At 58.2% G+C, this 19,461-nt stretch carries 14 protein-coding genes and 2 pseudogenes; 5 read left to right on the top strand and 11 right to left on the bottom strand.

All coding sequences use genetic code 11. From position 1 onward, the window contains the following. Positions 1–28: 28 nt before the first annotated feature. Together BK659_RS11975 and BK659_RS11970 are read right to left on the bottom strand one after the other, a co-directional pair. Complete coding sequence (locus tag BK659_RS11975; protein WP_123425258.1) at positions 29–3,694, bottom strand: Tc toxin subunit A; 3,666 nt, start codon at positions 3,692–3,694, stop codon at positions 29–31. A 157-nt stretch (positions 3,695–3,851) separates the two neighbouring features. Further along, positions 3,852–6,950: an Ig-like domain-containing protein gene (locus BK659_RS11970; protein ID WP_259740246.1), complete on the bottom strand. Its 3,099-nt coding sequence runs from the start codon at positions 6,948–6,950 to the stop codon at positions 3,852–3,854. 472 nt (positions 6,951–7,422) lie between these two features. Here BK659_RS11970 and BK659_RS11965 point away from each other — a divergent pair, with 472 nt between their 5' ends. After that, on the top strand, positions 7,423–7,794 hold the full coding sequence (locus tag BK659_RS11965; RefSeq protein WP_123425257.1) for a DUF6124 family protein: 372 nt from the start codon (positions 7,423–7,425) through the stop codon (positions 7,792–7,794). A 43-nt stretch (positions 7,795–7,837) separates the two neighbouring features. Here BK659_RS11965 and BK659_RS11960 read toward each other — a convergent pair whose 3' ends face one another. Together BK659_RS11960 and BK659_RS11955 are read right to left on the bottom strand one after the other, a co-directional pair. Beyond that, positions 7,838–8,212, bottom strand: a complete 375-nt coding sequence (locus tag BK659_RS11960; RefSeq protein WP_123425256.1) for a tetratricopeptide repeat protein — start codon at positions 8,210–8,212, stop codon at positions 7,838–7,840. Positions 8,213–8,433: 221 nt separating this feature from the next. Next, positions 8,434–8,730, bottom strand: coding sequence for an Ig-like domain-containing protein (locus tag BK659_RS11955; RefSeq protein ID WP_123425255.1), 297 nt, complete (start codon positions 8,728–8,730; stop codon positions 8,434–8,436). Positions 8,731–8,975: 245 nt separating this feature from the next. Between BK659_RS11955 and BK659_RS11950 the strand changes: the two are divergent. Both BK659_RS11950 and BK659_RS11945 read left to right on the top strand, forming a co-directional pair. Next, positions 8,976–9,086, top strand: a pseudogene (locus BK659_RS11950) (pyruvate kinase); the annotation flags it as partial. Between the two features lie 45 nt (positions 9,087–9,131). Beyond that, complete coding sequence (locus tag BK659_RS11945) at positions 9,132–9,503, top strand: DUF6124 family protein (RefSeq protein ID WP_123425254.1); 372 nt, start codon at positions 9,132–9,134, stop codon at positions 9,501–9,503. A 157-nt stretch (positions 9,504–9,660) separates the two neighbouring features. Here the strand turns inward: BK659_RS11945 and BK659_RS11940 are convergent, their stop codons facing one another. From BK659_RS11940 to BK659_RS11930, 3 genes are all read right to left on the bottom strand, one after another. Then, positions 9,661–10,020 (bottom strand): PilZ domain-containing protein, encoded by a 360-nt coding sequence (locus BK659_RS11940; RefSeq protein WP_123425253.1) that lies wholly within the window; start codon positions 10,018–10,020, stop codon positions 9,661–9,663. A 307-nt stretch (positions 10,021–10,327) separates the two neighbouring features. Beyond that, a complete protein-coding gene (locus BK659_RS11935; RefSeq protein ID WP_123425252.1) occupies positions 10,328–10,702 on the bottom strand; it encodes a tetratricopeptide repeat protein in 375 nt (124 codons plus the stop codon). A 220-nt stretch (positions 10,703–10,922) separates the two neighbouring features. Further along, positions 10,923–11,219 (bottom strand): hypothetical protein, encoded by a 297-nt coding sequence (locus BK659_RS11930; RefSeq protein ID WP_123425251.1) that lies wholly within the window; start codon positions 11,217–11,219, stop codon positions 10,923–10,925. Positions 11,220–11,465: 246 nt separating this feature from the next. Between BK659_RS11930 and pyk the strand changes: the two genes are divergently transcribed. Continuing rightward, on the top strand, positions 11,466–12,917 hold the full coding sequence (gene pyk / locus BK659_RS11925) for a pyruvate kinase (RefSeq protein ID WP_123425250.1): 1,452 nt from the start codon (positions 11,466–11,468) through the stop codon (positions 12,915–12,917). A gap of 77 nt (positions 12,918–12,994) precedes the next feature. Here the strand turns inward: pyk and BK659_RS11920 are convergent, their stop codons facing one another. Beyond that, positions 12,995–15,811 carry an RHS repeat domain-containing protein gene (locus BK659_RS11920; RefSeq protein ID WP_123425249.1) on the bottom strand — a complete coding sequence of 939 codons (2,817 nt, stop codon included), beginning with the start codon at positions 15,809–15,811 and terminating at the stop codon, positions 12,995–12,997. 139 nt (positions 15,812–15,950) lie between these two features. On the opposite strand from BK659_RS11920, the pseudogene BK659_RS11915 reads away from it, so the two are divergent. After that, positions 15,951–16,115, top strand: a pseudogene (locus BK659_RS11915) (pyruvate kinase alpha/beta domain-containing protein); the annotation flags it as partial. 207 nt (positions 16,116–16,322) lie between these two features. Here the strand turns inward: BK659_RS11915 and BK659_RS11910 are convergent. The 3 genes from BK659_RS11910 to BK659_RS11900 are packed head-to-tail and all read right to left on the bottom strand — an operon-like array spanning position 16,323 to position 19,135. Then, on the bottom strand, positions 16,323–17,072 hold the full coding sequence (locus BK659_RS11910; protein WP_123425248.1) for an enoyl-CoA hydratase-related protein: 750 nt from the start codon (positions 17,070–17,072) through the stop codon (positions 16,323–16,325). A 28-nt stretch (positions 17,073–17,100) separates the two neighbouring features. Beyond that, complete coding sequence (locus BK659_RS11905) at positions 17,101–18,036, bottom strand: iron-sulfur-binding ferredoxin reductase (protein ID WP_123425247.1); 936 nt, start codon at positions 18,034–18,036, stop codon at positions 17,101–17,103. Further along, positions 18,029–19,135 (bottom strand): GGDEF domain-containing protein, encoded by a 1,107-nt coding sequence (locus BK659_RS11900; protein ID WP_123425246.1) that lies wholly within the window; start codon positions 19,133–19,135, stop codon positions 18,029–18,031. The genes BK659_RS11905 and BK659_RS11900 overlap by 8 nt, the downstream gene beginning before the upstream one ends. Positions 19,136–19,461 lie beyond the last annotated feature (326 nt).

Genomic DNA, 19,461 nt, shown 5'->3' with positions numbered 1-19,461 from the left:
GCCCGCACCCGGATTGAGGAAGTGCCCTTCAGCGGGGCAGTGCGCCACCGGCGAAGGTAATTGACTCAAACAAGGCGGTGATCTTGCTGTCGAGGCTGGTGACACCGACCTCGAATGTCCCCCCCGACGGACTTGAAACAAACACCCGCGTAAGCCCGTCCTGATTGGTCAATGCCTCGCTGGGTCGAATAACCATCTGAACCTGGGGTACAGGGAAGTCCACGTCACCCTGCGGTTTACCGCCCCACTGAACAGACATGCCAATACCCCGATTTCCATACCTATCCAAGATCACGGCAGACAGCTCGACTTCCTGACCGACCAGTACAACGCCGTCCGGCACCTGGGACATGAGTGGTGCCGGGAAAAACAGCGTGGTTTCATCGAGATCAATCTCCACACTGGGCGCCTGCTGTTTCGGATACAGGTCCAGCCAGTAACGCGGGGCGGCGGTGCCCATGACCTTGCCTGGGGTGAACACCGCCGTGGCCACCCCGTTGACGTCAGTTGCACTTTTGTTGATGTTGCCCAGTTCGGCCTGCCAGTACACATTGACCCCTTTCAAGCCCTTCCCGCTGAGGTCTTTAACGGTCACCGTGTAGGTGGCTTGTTCATCGGGTTTATTGGCCACCAACTTGGTACGATCCACCACGCACGTCGTCATCACCGTGTGTTCCAGCGCCTCCCCGTCGTGGGGAACGAAGGGCACGGGGGACGTCGAGAGGCTGAGCAGTGCATGCTCGGCCGCCAGTGAGTAAGCGCCTTTGTCAACCGCTGCCGGGAGTGTGCCCATCAATAAAATCGTCTGGGCATCCATGCCACTGCTGGCCGCCAACTCACGGACGCGGATCAGCAGATCCAACTGCACCAGGTTTTTGATCAGCTCCTGCTGCGGGTCGACCCACTTGGCACACTCGCGCACTTCCTGAATGCTCCAGGTGAAAAAAATCGCCAGCCGGATGGCCGCTGTCTCCTGGGCCAGACTCAAGGCATCCGTCCCCAGATCGTCGGGCAAGGCGTTGACCTCCCGCAGGTAATCGAGCAGCGCTGCTGGCGGCTGATCCCCCAACTTGAATGCCCGGGTGAGCACCGTCAGGTAGTACAGGGTACTCAAGGTGAACTCATGTTTGTCCTCACGCTTGAGCCAGACGCGGTAGCCGTAAGTCAGGTAGTCCTCCAGCAGTGCGGCGCTGAGGTCGAGCTTCATCACTACTGCACTGCGACGCCGCACATCGGCCAGTAACACCAGAAACGGATCGCCTTCATCCTCTTCTCGTCGCCGGTAGGCCGCCACCTCGTCACCCTCGGTCGTGCGCTCGATGGCTTGCCTGAGTACTTGATAAACCGTGCCCTGCGCCCAGGCGAGTACCCACACCACCAGCTCCGAGCGCAGCTGCGCGTGCACCGCCAGACACTCCCTGACCACCGACACCTGGCCGGCCCTGGCTTGCAGCAGTACGTCGAGCATTTTCTCGACGATCTGCGCGCGTGAGGCCGCATCGCCTTCGCCAATACCGGCCCTCACGGCCAGGTCGAGCCGTTCGCGAGCGTACGCCAGGTAATCGAGCTCTATCGCCTGCGACTTGACCATCACCAAGCCGTCGTGGTCGACCAGGGCAGTCAGCAAATCCAGCCAGTCAGCCCCGCCGGCCAGCGGCGGAACACCGGCCATCAGTAACGCCGTATTGGAAAACAGCGCCGCGGTCAGCAGGTTGCGCAGTTGTTCGAACAACTGGCGCTCAGCCGAAGACGCGGCTGCCGGTACCGTAATGGGCGCAACCACCAACAGCATCCAGGGCACGGGCGGCTCGTCCCAGCGATGCTCGTTGCACCAGCGCACACAGGCATCCATGGCATGAATCACGTTCAACACATCCGGTGTTGTGTCTTGCTGCTCGTTCGACTGGAGCCGAGGAGTCCCGGCCAATGCGTTGAGCCAGCGCTCCCCGCCCAGCGTCATGAGCAAGATGATGGCCTCCACCGGGGTAATCCCCAACAGCAGCGGTAGCTTCACCAGGCGATAAAAACTCGAGACAGTCGCCAGGTCACAGTGCAGCGTTTGTTCCTTTTTCTGAGCCACGGCAATGGCCTCGGCCAGGTGACGGTACGTGTGCAGGTTAATCCCCAGGCCATGGCAGAGCCGGCTGACCGTCATCTCCTCCGCGCCGGGGGCGGGGAACACCGGGAAGGGGCTGCCATCGAGCTTTAATGGTTCGGCAGAAAACGAGGGTGGATTGAAGACCCGATCAAACTGCGAGAGCGTTTCGCCACGACCGAAGATCGACAATTGGTCGATAAACACCGCGAAGTCCTCGACAGTACAGCCGCAACGCTCGCGCAACCCTTGAAACAAGCCAATGGCGCGCAGGGTGTCAGGCGATATCCAGCACGAGTGTTCTGGTGTCTGCGTCCGCGTCTCGGTATTGATGGCCGCCATGAGCAGTGCATCCACTTGCTCGGGGGGCAGGCCCAGCCATTGGTCCAGACGCAGCTTGCGGTTCATGCGGTCAATTCGTGAGTGGCTCCAATCTTTCAACCGATGAAGGATCTCACGATCTTCGCCCCGGAAATCGATACCGACAGAAGGCGACTTACCCGCGTTGAGATAGACCGAGCCCGACTGCGCACCATCCAACGGTACAGCGTTTTTCAGCGCTGTATTGGCAGACCGTACAGGGGCGAAGCTTTCAATCGAAAGCAGCGCCTCAAGCTCCAGCGCCTCGAGCTTTGTCCTCTCGCAGAAAAACCGTACCTGGTTGATATTCTGTCCCTCGATACCAGAGGCTCCAAAGTTCAGTAGATAAAATTCCTCCAGTTCATCGGGGTCTTCACTGAGAAAGGGATCCTCAGTCAACAACATCCTCTGGTAAGGCCCCAACCGAGAGGCATGCAGCAAAGCTCGCCCCGCATCAGCGCTCTGTCCATCGGGTTGCAGAAAGTACGGAAACGACAGGTCAACCACCCGCGCCACCTCCCCCACCGACAGGTCATGGTGGCGGGCGACAAAATCGATCGTCGTCCAGTCCCGGTAATAGGGCAGCCCATTGGGATAACGGGTCGTGCTCATGGCCTCGTCAACGTCCACCGGTTCCTTGCTGTTGGCCTGGATGAAGGTTTCCAGCACCGGGACGATGATGTCCACCGAGGACACTGCCTGATGCACCGCCTTGAAGTCGATCGACAAGTTCGCAAGATCTGTCCGTCGCCCGTTCAGCGGCATCTTCGGAAAGGGCTCAGTGTCGTCATCTGAGACAGACTCGATCCGGTCCCTGATCCACATCAGCAGCTCAATCAGATAGGCAACCGGTGAGGTCACGGACTCCAGCGCATCCGGTGGGCAAAGCCTGTCAAAGGGGGGGTAGAACAACCGATAAAAACTTGGCCCTGGTACCAATGACAGCAATCCGCTCAGTGCCTGGAGCGATTGTGTTTCATCACCGGTCAACGTCTGCTCGATGAACTGGCGCCGCACATGGATGGCCAGTGCATTCGCCCGCCGCAGATAGGCGTGCGCATCCTCTCGGCTCAACTTGAAGTCGCGCACCAGGCCTTGCACACCCTTTTCCACCAGCGGGAACACCGACCCACCCTCTTCGATGTACGTGCTCAGCTCGGGATATTTCTTGCGCCGCTCATCTTCGCTGAACACTTCATCGAATAGCTGTTGCAAGGGGCGATTCCGGGAAACAGCCATGGTGAAACTCCTTGTACCGATGACGGGGCGCTGAACAGCCTGACGAGGATGTTGCAGGGTTCAGTTCAATGGTTGGATTGAGCGCCAGAGCCAGGCCAGCGTCTACTGTCATAACTGACAGTAGAGCCGACCGCTCGTCGGAAGCCATGCGGGGGTGCTAATCAGACAATGGCGGCTGTGGGCCCACTTCGAAACGTTCGCTGTCGGCCCAGTCAGAGAACTCTCGATAGTTTCCCTCGCCATCCACAACGATTTGCGCGAAGCGAACCCAATTCCCCCCCGTCCTCAACTCTCCTTTGGCCGTTGCCTGCCAATCCATTCCAGCGATCGGAATGAAATTGACCAGCCCCTGCTCGGGATTGAACCAGGCAGCCACCCCCCCAACCCCCACTTGACCTTGCCCTGCAAACCCGACCGGGTCGGTGACCCATCGCCCTTGCTCAGGCTTGTCGATCGTCGGTAGATACGAACCCAGCAGGACTGGCCGTTCAGATGACGCGACGGACGTGAAGCCATCGCGCGATTGCACGGCAATCAAGTGGTGAGCCCCGCCCGGTCGGTCTAGCGTGACCCTCACGGACCACGTGCGATCGTTCAGGACCGGGCCTTGCCCCAACACCGTCAGTGGCGCATTGGCAAACGCCACCGCCACCGAATCCCCTGAATAACCAAAACCTGACACCACTACCTGCCGACCCACCCGTTCGTTATCGGCGGGGGTTTCGATAAACGGCGCAGCCGGCACAACGTTATAGGTCAGCCGAGGACTGTCCTTGGACGATTGTTCATTACCAAAGGTTTGCCTGGCCCAGATGGTTTTCGCCCCGATCGGCAACGTTACCTCGCCCTTCCAGCCACCGTTTTCGCCGACGAGAACATTGCTGAGCAAAGGCTGTTCACGGCCTTGCAGCCACACCTCGACCCGAGCACCGGGCAGGCCGGTGCCGGAGATCGTTGAAGTCCGCGGCAGATTGCCTCCCGACGCCGGCACCGTGATGGTCGGCGGCAACACCACCACCTCAAAAAAACAGTAGTCGCTGCGTAACTCGCGCGAGCCAATGCTCTGTATCGCGTCAATGGTGTACTTGCGAAACGCCAACCCCTCGAGCTCGATTGACCAGGCGCCGTCGCTGGTCAGCGGCTTGGGCTCCCCCAACGGCCTGTCGTATTGGGCATCCCGAAGCTTCATTGTGGCCCCCTTCACCCCGGCCGTGCCGCGAACGATCAGCTCGCGGCCGACTTCTTGATCCTTCTGGGGTTCGGTGATGACCGGTTTGAGGAGTGGCGTGAGTAGGGTGAATGTTTGGGATGTCGGCAGCGAGGTCAGTGTCGCAAAGGTCTGGGTCACGGTGACCGTATGGGGAACATCCGCAACAAAGGGCGTGTCGCGCCGAAAGGTCCAGTTGCCGCTGGCGCCGGACGGTTTGTGTTCGATGGCGCTGCCGCTGAACTTGATTATCACAATCGCACCCGGCCAGCAGGTGCCGGTGATGGTCGGCGACATCCCGTTCTCGGTCACGGTGAAGGCAGGTGCCAAGGGCGGGATGGTTACCTCGATTTCAACCGGAAGGGATGGTGGTTGCCCACTCAGACGTTGCTGCACACGAACAAGCCGTTTGTTCTCGGGCCCCCACAGTTGCGAAGCTTTGCTCGACCATGTGCCATTAACAACATTGACCTCAGGCGCGATAGAACTCCCCTGCGAATTCCTCAGAGACACCGTGGCACCGGTGTACCCCTTCCCAGAGAAGGTGGGTGTGTATTCTTTCGTATAGGTCACCTCAGTCGGGCTGGGCGGTGCCCAAGAGAAACTGAACGAAGAGGACTCGGAGGGGATCCAGTCATCCCCGTCATCCCCGTTACCACTGACCTTTTGCAAGGCCGACATCGTGTACATGCCTGGCGGCCAGTTACTGACAGTCGTTTCCCATTGCCCCCCGCTTACGGTGAAAGGGGGCAACGTCTGCCCACCCGGCCCGCTGACTTTACTGATTTCAACCGTGGCACCGGTAAACCCGGCACCGGAGAACTTCATGCGCTCATTGGGTTGTGGCGTTACGGTGACGACCAGTTTGGCTGGGCGGATTTTGAAGAGGCGAGCAACACTGGGCTTGGAATGGTCAGCGCTGCCAATGAATTGCTCAGCCACAAGGGAGATAGGCCCCGGCGGTACGGTGACACTGACATCCCAGCTTCCGCCATCCTTCACTGGGCCGAAGCCAAGAACGATGTGTTCGATGTAAAAGTCACGAAGAATCTCGACGGTGGCACCTGCCTCACCGCCCGTTCCTGAAATCGTAAACGTCTGATCCTGTACCGTGTTTTCCCCAGGCGGGGTGATAACCGGTGCATCGGGCTTCGTCTTCACGGTGACGGATACTGGATCTGACCAGCCAATATGCTGCGTGTTGAACGTTGTTTGAGCATGAAAAACAAACGAACCTTCAGGCAGGTCTTGGGTCAGTCTTACTTTCCAAATGCCATTGGCGACCGTACCGCTGCCATAGGGCCCGCCGGAGCCACCCTGCCGATATACCGTGACGGTCGTACCGTTAGAGCCCGTTCCCCAGACTTCCGGTCTACGCACGAGTACGACATCGTTTGTTTTCGGTGAGGAGATGAGTGCAGCCCCGGGGACAACAGTAATGGGGTAGGCCGTGCGACTGGAATCACCATCAGGGAACGGGACGTAGTACTCGACATAGACCGTATGGGGGCCCGGTTCCAGACTTCTTGTCGGTTGATACGTCCAGGAGCTAGTTGAGGACACAGCCCGCTCCCCGATATTGACATTATCAATTGCTATATAGACGACTGCCTTCGGGTTTGTGTCTTTGGTGCCTGAGAAGGTCGGCTTCTCAGGCACCGAAGAACCGGAAGTCAGTGTCGGCTTTGCTGCGAGGTCAAAATCCACATAGCGCTTCTCCGTCCACGTACCTCTCACATTAGCCTGGAAACTAAATCGCCCCCGGCCGTTATGCTTAGTGGCAGGCTCGGTCCTCCTAAGCTCACCGATATCGTTTGTAAGACCGCTATAACGTTGGCCACCATACTCATCGACCAGAAGATAGTTATGACGTCCCCATTCCCCCCCCACCCGAATGTCGAAGTACACCGGCGACACCAGCATGGAGTCCTGATAGGGGTAGAAAAAACTGGGTGTTGCTCGCGCGGTGGGCTCGTCGGCCTCGTGACCACCCTCAGTTTCTGGCGACGCCTGACCTTGCGTTATGAGTTCTTCCCGATCATCAGACATGAATTCAGCTCCTCAGCGGTGGTAGGCGGCCAGTGGGATGGCATTGAGAGATTCATACCCTCATCCCCCGGCACTGCCCACCTGTAAAAACTGACAGTCCCGACCAACGGTAACCGCCTCCCCGCCCCTTCCCCCCGTATTTTCAATCCTCAGCCCGCGGCTACAGCACCTTGCGCCGCAGCCTACAGATCCGCCAGAATCCGCCGGCTTGTGCGCCTTGTCCGCCACGGCTAACGTGAGTCCTGTCGCTGCCCATCAGCGATCGGGTTTAGTCGCTCGGAGGTGATAAGAAGGTGCATTGCACTCCATACGGTCAGGTAATTCCTATCCTTGCTCGTTATGGTGGCTGTGCGCAGGGCGCCCTCGGGCGCGCCGGTTTTTCTTGTCTCCTCCCGGTCGACTAACCTGCGTACAGCCGCCACCCCTTCGTTTAGTCGCGAATTGGTGGCAGCCCCACTACAGGAACAAGAAAATGTTCAAAGCCACACCGAATCCCCCAGAAACCGACCCCGTTTCCCCCTACGCCTCACTCGACTCGAAAGAACTCCACGCCGCCGCGCACCGTGCGCTCGATCATTACCTGGTGCTGCCTGAAACCAAGGCATTGTTAGCCGACCGGCGTCCCAGCTGCATTTTCGTCATCGCCCCCGATGTCGACAGCGAAACCCTGCTGGCCCATGCCAGTGAAACCCTCGCCTCGGCCAACGTCATGGCCAGCGATCTGGCATTCGACCTCGACGGCCCCAAGCGCAATACCGCGCTGGCGATTCAGCAGATGATTTCTCTGGCCGAGTTGGCGGTGAATCGCGCACTGGATCACCTCGATCCACCTGAACCCGCGTAGGAGCTGCCGAAGGCTGCGATCTTTTGGGAGCACTGATTACACATTACAACGGTGCTGGCATGCTTTTGGCGCTGCTGCGCGGCGGGTACCAGCCCAGCGACTGCAAGGTTTCCAGGCGCGCGCGGGCGCGGTAGGCGTATTCGTTGTCCGGGTACTGGGCGATGATGAACTGGTAGGTCTGGGCCGCATCCACGTAGAGCTTCTGGCGTTCCAGGCACTGGCCGCGCAGCATCGACACTTCCGGCTGGATATAGCGCCGCGCCCGGCTGGCGCGGTCGACCTGGGACAATTCGAGCATCGCGTCTTCGCAGTTGCCACGGTCATAGGCACGGTAGGCGTTGTTCAAATGATGGTCCATCGACCAACGGGTGCAGCCCACAGCACTGAGGACAAGGGCAGCAATGAGCACGAATCGCATGGGGGCTCTCCTGTCTTGAGCTCTGTATCGACCCGTTGGCGAAAATCTTCAATAACCGGGTGATGGAATTGAGCGTGTTGTAGCAGCAAAAGACATAGGGTAACGAACCACCCACTTCGGGGTATTGGCTGAAGGTGTGGTACTGAACATCCTGACCGAACGAAAAAACCCACTGGGCTGCCAAGGCTCAGTGGGCTTTCAAATGAACGAAAACGTTCCGGTCATTCGACCTTGAATTTTCGATCCCGCGACGCAGGCGAACCGACGCCGTTAGGAAGGGTCTGAAGTGCCGAAACCGTAATCAAACCCTTGGGCAGATTTTCAGGAGCAGTACCTGTCCAGGTACCGTCCGCCAATACAGGGGTTTTCAAAACCAAATGGTTGCCTTCTACCGTTGTAACGGTAACGACGGCACCTGCCTCGCCAGTGCCCTTGAACCTGACTTTGTTTTCCACTGTAGCGCCCGCTTTCGGTTGATCGATTACCGGCGCAAGCAGTACCTTCGTGTCCGTGGTCATGTTGTCATCTCCTTGACTCGTCACCCTTTGACGAGGCTCCCACGCATTCAACCCCGCCCCCAAACTCCTGCCTACCTGTTAGAACTAACAGTGCCGACGAACGGTAGGCTCATCGAAATCGGCGGGGCTGAATATTTTCGGAAATGTTCGTTCAATAAAGAAACCAATAAGTAGTGCAAACGAACAATGACTACAACTTCGGACCATAGCAGCCTCACTCAGCGCTTGAACTCAGGAGTCTCTGCATGACCGTCCGTCGTACCAAAATCGTCGCTACTCTTGGCCCGGCCAGTAACTCGCCGGAAGTTCTCGAACAGCTGATTCTGGCTGGCCTGGACGTCGCCCGCTTGAACTTCGTTTAGTCGCGAGTCGGTGGCAGCTCCAATAAAGGATTTACGATCATGTTCAAACCGACTCCAAATCCCCCAGAAACCGACCCCGTTTCCCCCTACGCCTCCCTCGATTCAAAAGAACTCCACGCCGCCGCGCACCGTGCGCTCGATCACTACCTGGTGCTGCCTGAAACCAAGGCATTGTTAGCCGACCGGCGTCCCAGCTGCATTTTCGTCATCGCCCCCGACGTCGACAGCGAAACCCTGCTGGCCCATGCCAGCGAAACCCTCGCCTCGGCCAACGTCATGGCCAGCGATCTGGCATTCGACCTCGACGGTCCCAAGCGCAATACCGCGCTGGCGATTCAGCAGATGATTTCTCTGGCCAAGTTGGCGGTGAATCGAGCACTGGATCACCTCTATCCACCTGAACCCGCGTAGGAGCTGGCGCAGCCTGCGATCTTTTGACGTTGCTTTTCAAGATCAAAAGATCGCAGCCTGCGGCAGCTCCTACGGGGATCGACGTATATCCATAAGTCCCGGGTGTACACGATCGGCGTAGGAGCTGGCGAAGCCTGCGATCTTTTGCGGATAAGGCTTAAGCCGAAGCCGGCAGCGGATAAAAGCTGAAGTACTGTCGCAAGGCGCTCACCAGGTGCCCATATTCGGGCGGTGCGCGTTGCACCTCGAAACCGGCGTCGTAATGCTGGGGGGTGGCGTCTTCATGGCACCACAGGCAACGGGCGCGCAGGTCGATCACCTGCAAAACACCCTCGGTGGCGGGGATTTTCAGGCGCAGCTCGAACGCTGCGCCGACCATCATCGGCAACGGGCAGATGAGCATCAGGCCATCTTCGGAGAGACTGCCGATAAAGCCGATGGGTTTGTCGGTGACGCTGTTGAACACTCTCAGAAAATACGGCAGTTGATGCCGCTCGATCCGGCGGTCAGTGAACATGCTGAATATCGCTATGGAAAGGCCCTTAAGCAGAGCCGCACTACTACTTCGCAACGGACCTGTGGCAGGTGCGCTGTCCCCGATCCTGGTGCGAACGTCACTGTTGCGCGCTCGCTTTACCGCTGCCGTTCACGGGTGCTACCGCGTTTAAGTTGAACATTCTAAAACGCGCTAATCGAAGATTAGCTCAAGGCTGGCACGTACACCCGTCAAAAGATCGCAGCCTGCGGCAGCTCCTACACGAGGAGGTCTATGCCACCGTAGGAGCTGCCGAAGGCTGCGATCTTTTGGGAGCACTGATTACACATTACAACGGTGCTGGTATGCTTTTGGCGCTGCTGCGCGGCGGGTACCAGCCCAGCGACTGCAAGGTTTCCAGGCGCGCGCGGGCGCGGTAGGCGTATTCGTTGTCCGGGTACTGGGCGATGATGAACTGGTAGGTCTGGGCCGCATCCACGTAGAGCTTCTGGCGTTCCAGGCACTGGCCGCGCAGCATCGACACTTCCGGCTGGATATAGCGCCGCGCCCGGCTGGCGCGGTCGACCTGGGACAATTCGAGCATCGCGTCTTCGCAGTTGCCACGGTCATAGGCACGGTAGGCGTTGTTCAAATGATGGTCCATCGACCAACGGGTGCAGCCCACAGCACTGAGGGCAAGGGCAGCAATGAGCACGAATCGCATGGGGGGTCTCCTGTCTTGAGCTCTGTATCGACCCGTTGGCGAAAATCTTCAATAACCGGGTGATGGAATTGAGCGTGTAGTAGCAGCAAAAGACATGGGGTAACGAACCACCCACTTCGGGGTATTGGCTGAAGGTGTGGTACTGAACGTCCTGACCGAACGAAAAAACCCACTGGGCTGCCAAGGCTCAGTGGGCTTTAAAGTGAACAAAAACGCTCGGTCAGTCGATCTTGAATGCTCGAGGCGGCGACCAGGGAGAATCGACGTTGCCCAGGGTCTGGCGTGCCTGAATTTTATGCACACCTTTGGACAGCTCTACACCAAAAGTACCTGACCAATGACCGCTCTGTTCCGGGATGAGTTTCAAATACAAATCGTCGGGGTGCCCTGCCTTTGCGATGGTAACAATAGCATTTGGATGAGCGGTTCCCTCTACCTTGACTTTGTTTGGCACGGTTGCGCCCTGTTCCGGTCGAGTGATTACCGGCGCAAGCAGTACCTGTGTGTCCGTGGTCATGTTGTCATCTCCTTGACTCGTCACCTGTTGACGAGGTTCCAGCGCATTCAACCCCGCCCCCTAACGCCTGCCTACCTGTTAAAACTAACAGTGCCGACAAACGGCAGGTGCTTCTCATTGGAGGGTTACGAAAATTTTCAGGATTGTTCGTTTCAAGAAACAAACGAATAAGTAGTGCAAACGAACAATGACTACAACATCGGACCATAGTAGCCTCACTCAGCGCTTGAACTCAGGAGTCTCTGCATGACCGTCCGTCGTACCAAAATCGTCGCTACCCTTGGCCCGGCCAGTAACTCGCCGGAAGTTCTCGAACAGCTGATTCTGGCTGGCCTGGACGTCGCCCGCTTGAACTTCTCCCACGGCACCCCCGACGAGCACAAGGCTCGCGCCAAGCTGGTGCGCGACCTCGCCGCCAAGCACGGCCGCTTCGTCGCCCTGCTGGGTGACCTGCAAGGCCCGAAAATCCGTATCGCCAAGTTCGCCAACAAGCGCATCGAGCTGAAGATCGGTGATCAATTCACCTTCTCCACCAGCCATCCGCTGACCGAAGGCAACCAGCAAGTGGTCGGCATCGACTACCCGGACCTGGTCAAGGATTGCGGCGTGGGTGACGAGCTGCTGCTCGACGACGGCCGCGTGGTGATGCGCGTTGATACCGCCACCGCCACCGAACTGCATTGCACCGTGACCATCGGCGGCCCGCTGTCGGACCACAAAGGCATCAACCGTCGCGGTGGTGGCCTGACTGCCCCGGCCCTGACTGAAAAAGACAAGGCCGACATCAAGCTCGCCGCTGAAATGGAAGTCGACTACCTCGCCGTGTCCTTCCCACGCGACGCCGCCGACATGGAATACGCCCGCAAACTGCGTGACGAGGCCGGCGGTACTGCCTGGCTGGTGGCGAAGATCGAACGCGCCGAAGCCGTGGCCGACGACGAAACCCTCGACGGCCTGATCAAGGCTTCCGACGCGGTGATGGTCGCCCGTGGTGACCTCGGTGTGGAAATCGGCGACGCAGAGCTGGTGGGGATTCAGAAGAAAATCATCCTGCACGCACGCCGCCACAACAAAGCGGTGATCGTCGCGACCCAGATGATGGAGTCGATGATCCAGAACCCGATGCCGACCCGCGCTGAAGTGTCCGACGTGGCCAACGCCGTGCTCGACTACACCGACGCCGTAATGCTCTCGGCGGAAAGCGCCGCCGGCCAGTACCCGCTCGAAGCGGTCCAGGCCATGGCGCGGATTTGCATCGGCGCTGAAAAGCACCCGACCAGCAAAACCTCCAGCCACCGCATTGGTAAAGTGTTCGAAAGCTGCGACCAGAGCATCGCCCTGGCCGCCATGTACACCGCCAACCACTTCCCGGGTGTAAAGGCGATCATCGCCCTGACCGAAAGTGGCTACACGCCGTTGATCATGTCGCGCATTCGTTCGTCGGTGCCGATCTACGCGTTCTCCCCGCACCGCGAAACCCAGGCCCGCGCGGCGATGTTCCGTGGCGTCTACACCGTACCGTTCGACCCGGCATCGCTGCCACCTGAGCAAGTCAGCCAGGCCGCGATCGACGAGTTGCTCAAACTCGGTGTGGTCGAGAAAGGCGACTGGGTCATCCTGACCAAGGGCGACAGCTACCACACCATCGGCGGCACCAACGGCATGAAGATCCTGCACGTTGGCGACAAGATGGTCTGAGTGATCGGTTGCTGACAAACGAAAGCCCCGCCATGTGAATGGCGGGGCTTTTGCGTTTGCACCGCGCAGCCAATGCTTTATTTCAAGTAAGCCGTCGCCGGTGCATAACTCACGATCTGCGTTCTTTTTGCCATCGTCGACTGGGGATCAATCACTTTTTTCTGAAGGTGGCGCCTTTCCGAATAAGTGATAGGTTCGAAAATTTTGCCGATTTGCGCAGGACCTTTATACCGTTTCGCCTCTAAGGCAGCTGATATGAGCTCCTGAAATCCGCTATGCCGTTGCTGCGGATCTTGCAAGTCTACATCCAGAAAGATAAAGCTCCCTCGTTCCTGTGTTTGCTCGAACCAATCAATTCCCATTTTTGAAGTCTGACGGATAAACCAAGCTGCGATCGTAGTTTTCGCCGCTGCCGGCAGGCCCTCAACCGACAGGGAAAACTCGTCAGGGGTTTTCTGCAAAAGATCTGTCATAGCTGAAACGTCAGCCGTCGGCACCAGCCTTTTCGCGTTCTTTTTCAAGAACTCATCCAGTGGTTTGCCGTGTGCGTGTAGACGTTCCATTTTCCCGCCAATATTCAACAAAGAGACATGGTCCTTCAGATAGTCCGCCCAGCTCTGCAACATGACCTTCGCATCATCGATAGTTCCTCTGTAGAAGTGGGCATCATCTATAAATTCTTTGGCACGCCCCTCATCAACGACAATGCCGTTCCCGATTCTTTTCATTAAACCCGAATAGTCCATCTCGGCCGCCATACCGAAGACACTCAACCCATTATTGAGCAAATCGATAGTTACCAAGCTCCGGCCCGGATTGGCATTACCAAAACGCGGAAGAAACCGGCTGCGCACCTCGTCAAAACCGTAGATCAAATCAATAGGCGGACTGAGCCCATTGCTATCGTTCAAGGTGACGGGATTGTTCCTGACGAACCGGTAAAAATTGAGACCATCAATGTTTGCGGCCGGGTCAGGATTTATCCAGCGCTGCAACCAAGGCGCGTAATAACGCAAACCATAATAATAAAGCCCACTCGCATCGCGCTCTTTACCTGCATAACGAATGGTTTTGTAACCGGCCTCAGGGCTGCCGTTATCCACACTCCAGGCCGTTCCTCCGTAAGGGTAGTAACGCTCCTGACTCAATACTTCACCCGTCTGGCTCAATCCGACAGTGCTGGACTCCAGATGATCAGACAGGCTGTAACGCCAAAACTCATGTTCAACCCCAGCGGGTGGCTCTGACTCCCAATACATGATACTGACGTGACTGTGCCCTCCAGTCACCCTGATGACCTGATAAGTCCTGTCATTGATTAAATCAGTATGAAGTTCAAGCCCGCCCGGCAAATAGCGCACCTCTTGTGTCACCACCCCGCCCTTGCTCAAGCGCATTGCAGTTTTACGTAACCGCTGCCCGTCGCTGTCATAGCCATACACTTCACTATCGTGCTGGCCATCAGGCCTGATGACCGGGGTTACGCGATACAGTTGGTTCCTGCCACTCCACTCCAATACCTGACCACGCAACAACTCTCGCAAATTGCCGCTGTGGTCAAACCCGTCGCCTATTTCCGGTTCTCCTGGCTGCTCATCCTCGTAAACGGCCAGGCTGCGATTACTGTGAACCGATGTGAACATTCTCCGGGTGTAATGGTTGCCGCCGACATGCACCAGCGTGCGTAAATTACCGGCGTCGTCATAGTCATAATCTTCACGATAATTGGCGACCTGTCCGGGGTCATGGAGCGGAGTAAACAGCGCTTGGGGATCGCCTGTGCCCTTGGTTCTGATTGCTTCGAAACCTGTACTCCGAATCAACTGATAGAGCGAGTCATAGCTGTAGGTGCAGCGGTGTTCGACCCTTTGATTTCGAAAGTAAACCGGTTCGGCTGCCTCGTCGTTGATTGCGACCACATTACCAACCGGATCGTACTCATAACGCAGACTTTGCAAAGGCCGTTGGCCGCCATCCGCACAATGTAGGCCAGCAAGCCGCCCATCCCTGTCATCGTATTCGAAGCTGGATATGACTCCATTGCCCGCTTCTTCTCGTTCGATCCGGTTCAACACGTTGTAGGTAATATCCCGAATTACGGTTTTTTCATCTGCGCCTTTGACCTGCAGATAAGCTCGCTTCAGATTGCCTGCCACGTCATAAACACTGCGCTGAGTATTTTTTCGGGCGTCGACTTGTCGGAGGGTTTCGCCTAAGGCGCTGAAGTCCCAACAAGTAGTGGCTTGCTGCTGTTCAAGCAACGTATCCCGTGAGTCCTCATCCAAGGGCCAGTCCGATACGGCCAAAGCTTTGGTGAAGCGCCGTGCTTGCTCAAGTGGTGAGCCAAGCAGTCCATAGCCTGAGGTGAAAACGGTACCCACGGTGTCGTCATGCCGGATCAGTCGCCCGGATTGATTATGCGCGGCCATCTCGGTGTCCGAAGCGCCGTAATGCAAGCGCTCGACAACCGCAGCAGGTTGATCTGGAGTGTTTTCGATCACAGCGACAAGCCTGTTCAGCGCATCATATTGCTGCTGTCGAAATTGCCCTCGACCGTCCCAGGAACACACCGAATTCCCGGTTTGTGCCAACAGACTCAAGCGCCACCCCGAATCAACGCTGTTAGAAAAAAGCGTTGCTCCGGACAAACTGAACGTGTTCGAAAGATTATCCGGTACCGCTGGATCCGACTCGGCCAACGAGCCCAGCCTCGGATCTATCGACGCGCTCAATCGTCCGTGCAAATCATACTTCTGGCGAGTGACTCTCGCTCGTGCGGGCGTATCCACCTGGGCTCGATGGTAGTTGATCACTCTAACCGCCAAGCCGCGAGGATCTACCGCAGTCACGGCTGGAGTGAAGGCATCGAGCGAGGTACGTGCGGTATCCAACATGAGCGATTTCAATCCATGAACAAGTGTAGAAATGCATCACAAGCAAAGAACGCCACCTCGCGTTTGATTACGCCAAAGGACAAAGGAGAACTACTGTCAGAGTTGACAGTAGTGACGGACGGTCATCGCATCCTTGCCCTCCTTGCCACCTGAGCAAGTCAGCCAGGCCGCGATCGACGAGTTGCTCAAACTCGGTGTGGTCGAGAAAGGCGACTGGGTCATCCTGACCAAGGGCGACAGCTACCACACCATCGGTGGCACCAACGGCATGAAGATCCTGCACGTTGGCGACAAAATGGTCTGAGTGATCGGTTGCTGACAAACGAAAGCCCCGCCATGTGAATGGCGGGGCTTTTTGGTTTCTGACCCTAAACATGTGTCGCCCGCTCTGCCGCCATCGCGAGCAAGCTCGCTCCCACATTGGCCAGAGGTGTTCACACATTATGTGTCCACCACAATACCCTGTGGGAGCGAGCTTGCTCGCGATGAGGCCCAAGCATTCACTACAGACTCAGTGTTTTCGGACAAATGCCGACAACGCCGCAATCGCTTCCGGCGAGCGCAGCCGTTGAGTAAACAGGTTGCCCTCCTCCTCGATCACTTTGCGCAGCTGTTCACGGTCAGGAGTTTTCATCAGCTGTTTGCTGATGCGCACCGCTTCCGGCGCCAGTGTTTCGAAGCGCAGCGCCATCTCTCGCGCCTTGGCCAACGCGGCCTCGCCAGTGGGCAACGCGGCGGTGGCGATGCCCCAGGCGGCGGCTTGTTCACCATTGAAACCTGCACCCAGCAGCAACAGTTCGGCGGCTTTGGCCTGCCCGAGCAAGCGCGGCAGGATCAGGCTCGAACCAAACTCCGGGCACAGCCCGAGGTTAACGAACGGCATGCGCAACTTCGCATCCGCGCTGATGTACACCAGATCGCAATGCAGCAGCAGGGTCGTGCCGATGCCCACAGCAGCGCCGGCCACGCCGGCGATCACCGGTTTGCGGCATTCAAGCAGGCTGCGCATGAACTGGAACACCGGACTTGCGAGGTCACTCGGCGGCTCTTCGAGAAAATCGGCGATGTCGTTGCCGGCGGTGAAGCAATCGCTACTGCCAGTGATCAATATGGCGTTGATCTCTGGGTCAGTGTCGGCCTGTTGCAAGGCGTCCGCCAGCTGGCTGTACATGGCGCGGGTCAGGGCGTTTTTCTTGTCCGGGCGGTTCAGGCGCAAGGTCAGCAGCCCGCGCTCACGTTCCAGCAGGATGGCGTTCGTCATGGTGAGTCTCGTGAAAGTGATTTCGCGTTCAACCGCGAGGCACGAAGACATCGGCCAACAGTTGATTGCGCGGCAGCCCCGCCAGGTACAGGCGTCGGGCAAAGGCGTCGACACTGTCGGGGTGCCCGCAGAGTAAAGCCAGGGTTTGCCGGGAAACAAGGCGCAATTGCGCCAAAGCCGCTGTCAGCTCTGCCGCCGTCAGCAACTCGATACTCAGGTTGGGACGGTTCGCCGCCAGCGCCGCCAAGGGTTTGGCCAGGTAATGCTCGCTGGCATCATGGGCCAGGTGAATGACGCGGATCTCACCCTGATGATCCTGACGCAGCGCTTCACGCAACACGCCGAACAATGGCCCCAAGCCGGTGCCGGCCGCCAGCAGCCACAGCGGCCGGGTTTGCCAATCGGGGTCGTAATGCAATGCGCCGCCACGCAATTCGCCCAGGCGGATTGGGTCGCCGATGTTCAACTGGCGCGCCGCATCGCTGAATTCGCCGGGCAAGCGGCAGTCGAGGTGAAACTCCAGAAAACGATCTTCCTGCGGCAGGCTGGCCAGTGAGTACGGCCGCGCCACGTTGCCGGCCCACAGCACCAGATGCTGACCGGCCTGATAGCGCAAGGGGCGTTCAGGCCGCAAACGCAGGCGTAAGACACTGGGGCTCAACCAATCGGCAGCCTCGACAGTGGCCGGTAAACCGTCGCGCAGTGGATCGAACACCGCCACTTGCAGGTCGTCGACGACTTCACACTGACAGGCCAGGCGCCAACCTTGTTGACGCTGTTCGGCGCTGAGCGCATCGGGGCGTCGGTCGCTGACTTCGCCTTTAAGGCAATGCACCAGGCACGCATGGCAACTGCCGGCGCGACAGCTGTAGGGCACGTGCATACCGTTCTGGTTCAAGGCATCGAGCAGGTTGCTGCCCTCCGCCACCGACCACTGACGATCGCCAACGCGTAATTCAGGCATCGGCGTTTTCCCAGGCCGCGGCGCAGCGATTGCGACCGTCACGCTTGGCGCGGTAAAGCGCCTGATCGGCACGCTGCAAGGCGTCATCCAGATTGTCACCCGGTTCCAGCAAGGTCATGCCCGCGGACAAACTCAGGTCGCGCACATTCAGGCCGATCAGTTCGACATCGGTAAAGGCAATGCGCAGCCGCTCGCAACAGGAGGTCAGGCGCTCGGGATCGCAATCGGGTAGCAACAACACAAATTCCTCGCCGCCGTAGCGCGCCAGTACATCGTCTTCGCGCAGGCAGGCCGTGGCGACGGCGGCGAACGCTTGCAAAACCTGGTCGCCGGCTGCGTGGCCATGCCGATCATTGATGCGTTTGAAATGGTCGAGGTCAACCAGCGCCAGGCCATGCACCACGCCCTCTTCCATGCTGCGCAGTTCGCGCGAGGCCAGGCGTAGAAAATGCCGGCGGTTGAACAGCCCGGTGAGCTCGTCGGTGGCCACCAGGTCTTCGAGCTGGCGCATCATCCCGCGCAACGTTACCTGGTGCGCCTGCAAGGCAAACCGTCGCTGGCGCATGCGTTGCCGCGAGGTCTGAACGTAGTTGGCATACAGCGCCAGCCAGACCAGCACGATGAACAACACGCAGACTTGCAGCGCCGCCAGCGCCGGATCAGCCAGTTCGAAGTGATAGCCTTCCCAAAGGTTGAGGCTCGCAAAGCTGATAAAAACCAATACCGCACATCGGACAAAGCCCCGGCGCGGTAGATGGAACAGGCCGAATAACAGAATCAACAGGTAAAACACCAGAAAGGCGCCACGGGCCGAGTCCAGGTGAGCGATCAGCCAGGTCTGCCAGCCAAGCCCCAGCAGCACCTGAACTTCGGTCAGGCTGGGGTCGGCAAAACGCAGATTGCGCCCGGTGAAAAACACCGCGAACAACACCGACTGGCTGAGCATCACCAGCACTGTACCGATCAGCGCGCCGCGCACCGGCCCTTGGTAATGTCCACTGAGTATCGCCAGCCACAGCAGCAATAACGCCAGCGCATAGGTGCCCGCCGCCAGAATAAAGCGCTTGAGCAACAGACTCTGGAGAGCGTTATGGGCCAATCGTTGACTCACCGTACAGAGGGGGCTGACAAGAGTGTCCTGCCCTGAAATTCCAGATGTAACTTTAGTGTTGCACCTCAAGAATGACCATTCAATTTTTGGGCAATAGATCGTACACCAGCGCCCCGTAGGAGCTGCCGAAGGCTGCGATCTTTTCGTTCGCCGCGCGAGAAGCAAGAGACGCAAGAGACGCAAGTGTGGCAAGAGAGATAGACGACCTTCGTTTGATCGCCAACGGATGTGCCGCAACCCGAGGCGCGTTATACTGCCGCGCCTTTTTAGCGTCGCGCCAGCAACCCCGGCGTGCCTTGAAAGGTGTTTGCAGC

This window comes from Pseudomonas brassicacearum (genome assembly GCF_003732225.1).
In the GTDB taxonomy this organism is placed as follows: domain Bacteria; phylum Pseudomonadota; class Gammaproteobacteria; order Pseudomonadales; family Pseudomonadaceae; genus Aquipseudomonas; species Aquipseudomonas brassicacearum_E.
The sequence above is the reverse complement of the archived record's forward strand: the minus strand, read 5'-3'. Positions and strand labels throughout refer to the sequence as shown.

Bases quoted from the DNA above. Each gene is read 5' to 3' on its own strand.
- BK659_RS11945 (WP_123425254.1), top strand. From the start codon at position 9,132: ATGTTCAAACCGACTCCAAATCCCCCAGAAACCGACCCCGTTTCCCCC.
- BK659_RS11965 (WP_123425257.1), top strand. From the start codon at position 7,423: ATGTTCAAAGCCACACCGAATCCCCCAGAAACCGACCCCGTTTCCCCC.
- BK659_RS11935 (WP_123425252.1), bottom strand. From the start codon at position 10,702: ATGCGATTCGTGCTCATTGCTGCCCTTGCCCTCAGTGCTGTGGGCTGC.
- BK659_RS11910 (WP_123425248.1), bottom strand. From the start codon at position 17,072: ATGACGAACGCCATCCTGCTGGAACGTGAGCGCGGGCTGCTGACCTTG.
- BK659_RS11920 (WP_123425249.1), bottom strand. From the start codon at position 15,811: ATGTTGGATACCGCACGTACCTCGCTCGATGCCTTCACTCCAGCCGTG.
- BK659_RS11960 (WP_123425256.1), bottom strand. From the start codon at position 8,212: ATGCGATTCGTGCTCATTGCTGCCCTTGTCCTCAGTGCTGTGGGCTGC.
- BK659_RS11955 (WP_123425255.1), bottom strand. From the start codon at position 8,730: ATGACCACGGACACGAAGGTACTGCTTGCGCCGGTAATCGATCAACCG.
- BK659_RS11975 (WP_123425258.1), bottom strand. From the start codon at position 3,694: ATGGCTGTTTCCCGGAATCGCCCCTTGCAACAGCTATTCGATGAAGTG.
- BK659_RS11905 (WP_123425247.1), bottom strand. From the start codon at position 18,036: ATGCCTGAATTACGCGTTGGCGATCGTCAGTGGTCGGTGGCGGAGGGC.
- BK659_RS11970 (WP_259740246.1), bottom strand. From the start codon at position 6,950: ATGTCTGATGATCGGGAAGAACTCATAACGCAAGGTCAGGCGTCGCCA.
- BK659_RS11940 (WP_123425253.1), bottom strand. From the start codon at position 10,020: ATGTTCACTGACCGCCGGATCGAGCGGCATCAACTGCCGTATTTTCTG.
- BK659_RS11930 (WP_123425251.1), bottom strand. From the start codon at position 11,219: ATGACCACGGACACACAGGTACTGCTTGCGCCGGTAATCACTCGACCG.
- pyk (WP_123425250.1), top strand. From the start codon at position 11,466: ATGACCGTCCGTCGTACCAAAATCGTCGCTACCCTTGGCCCGGCCAGT.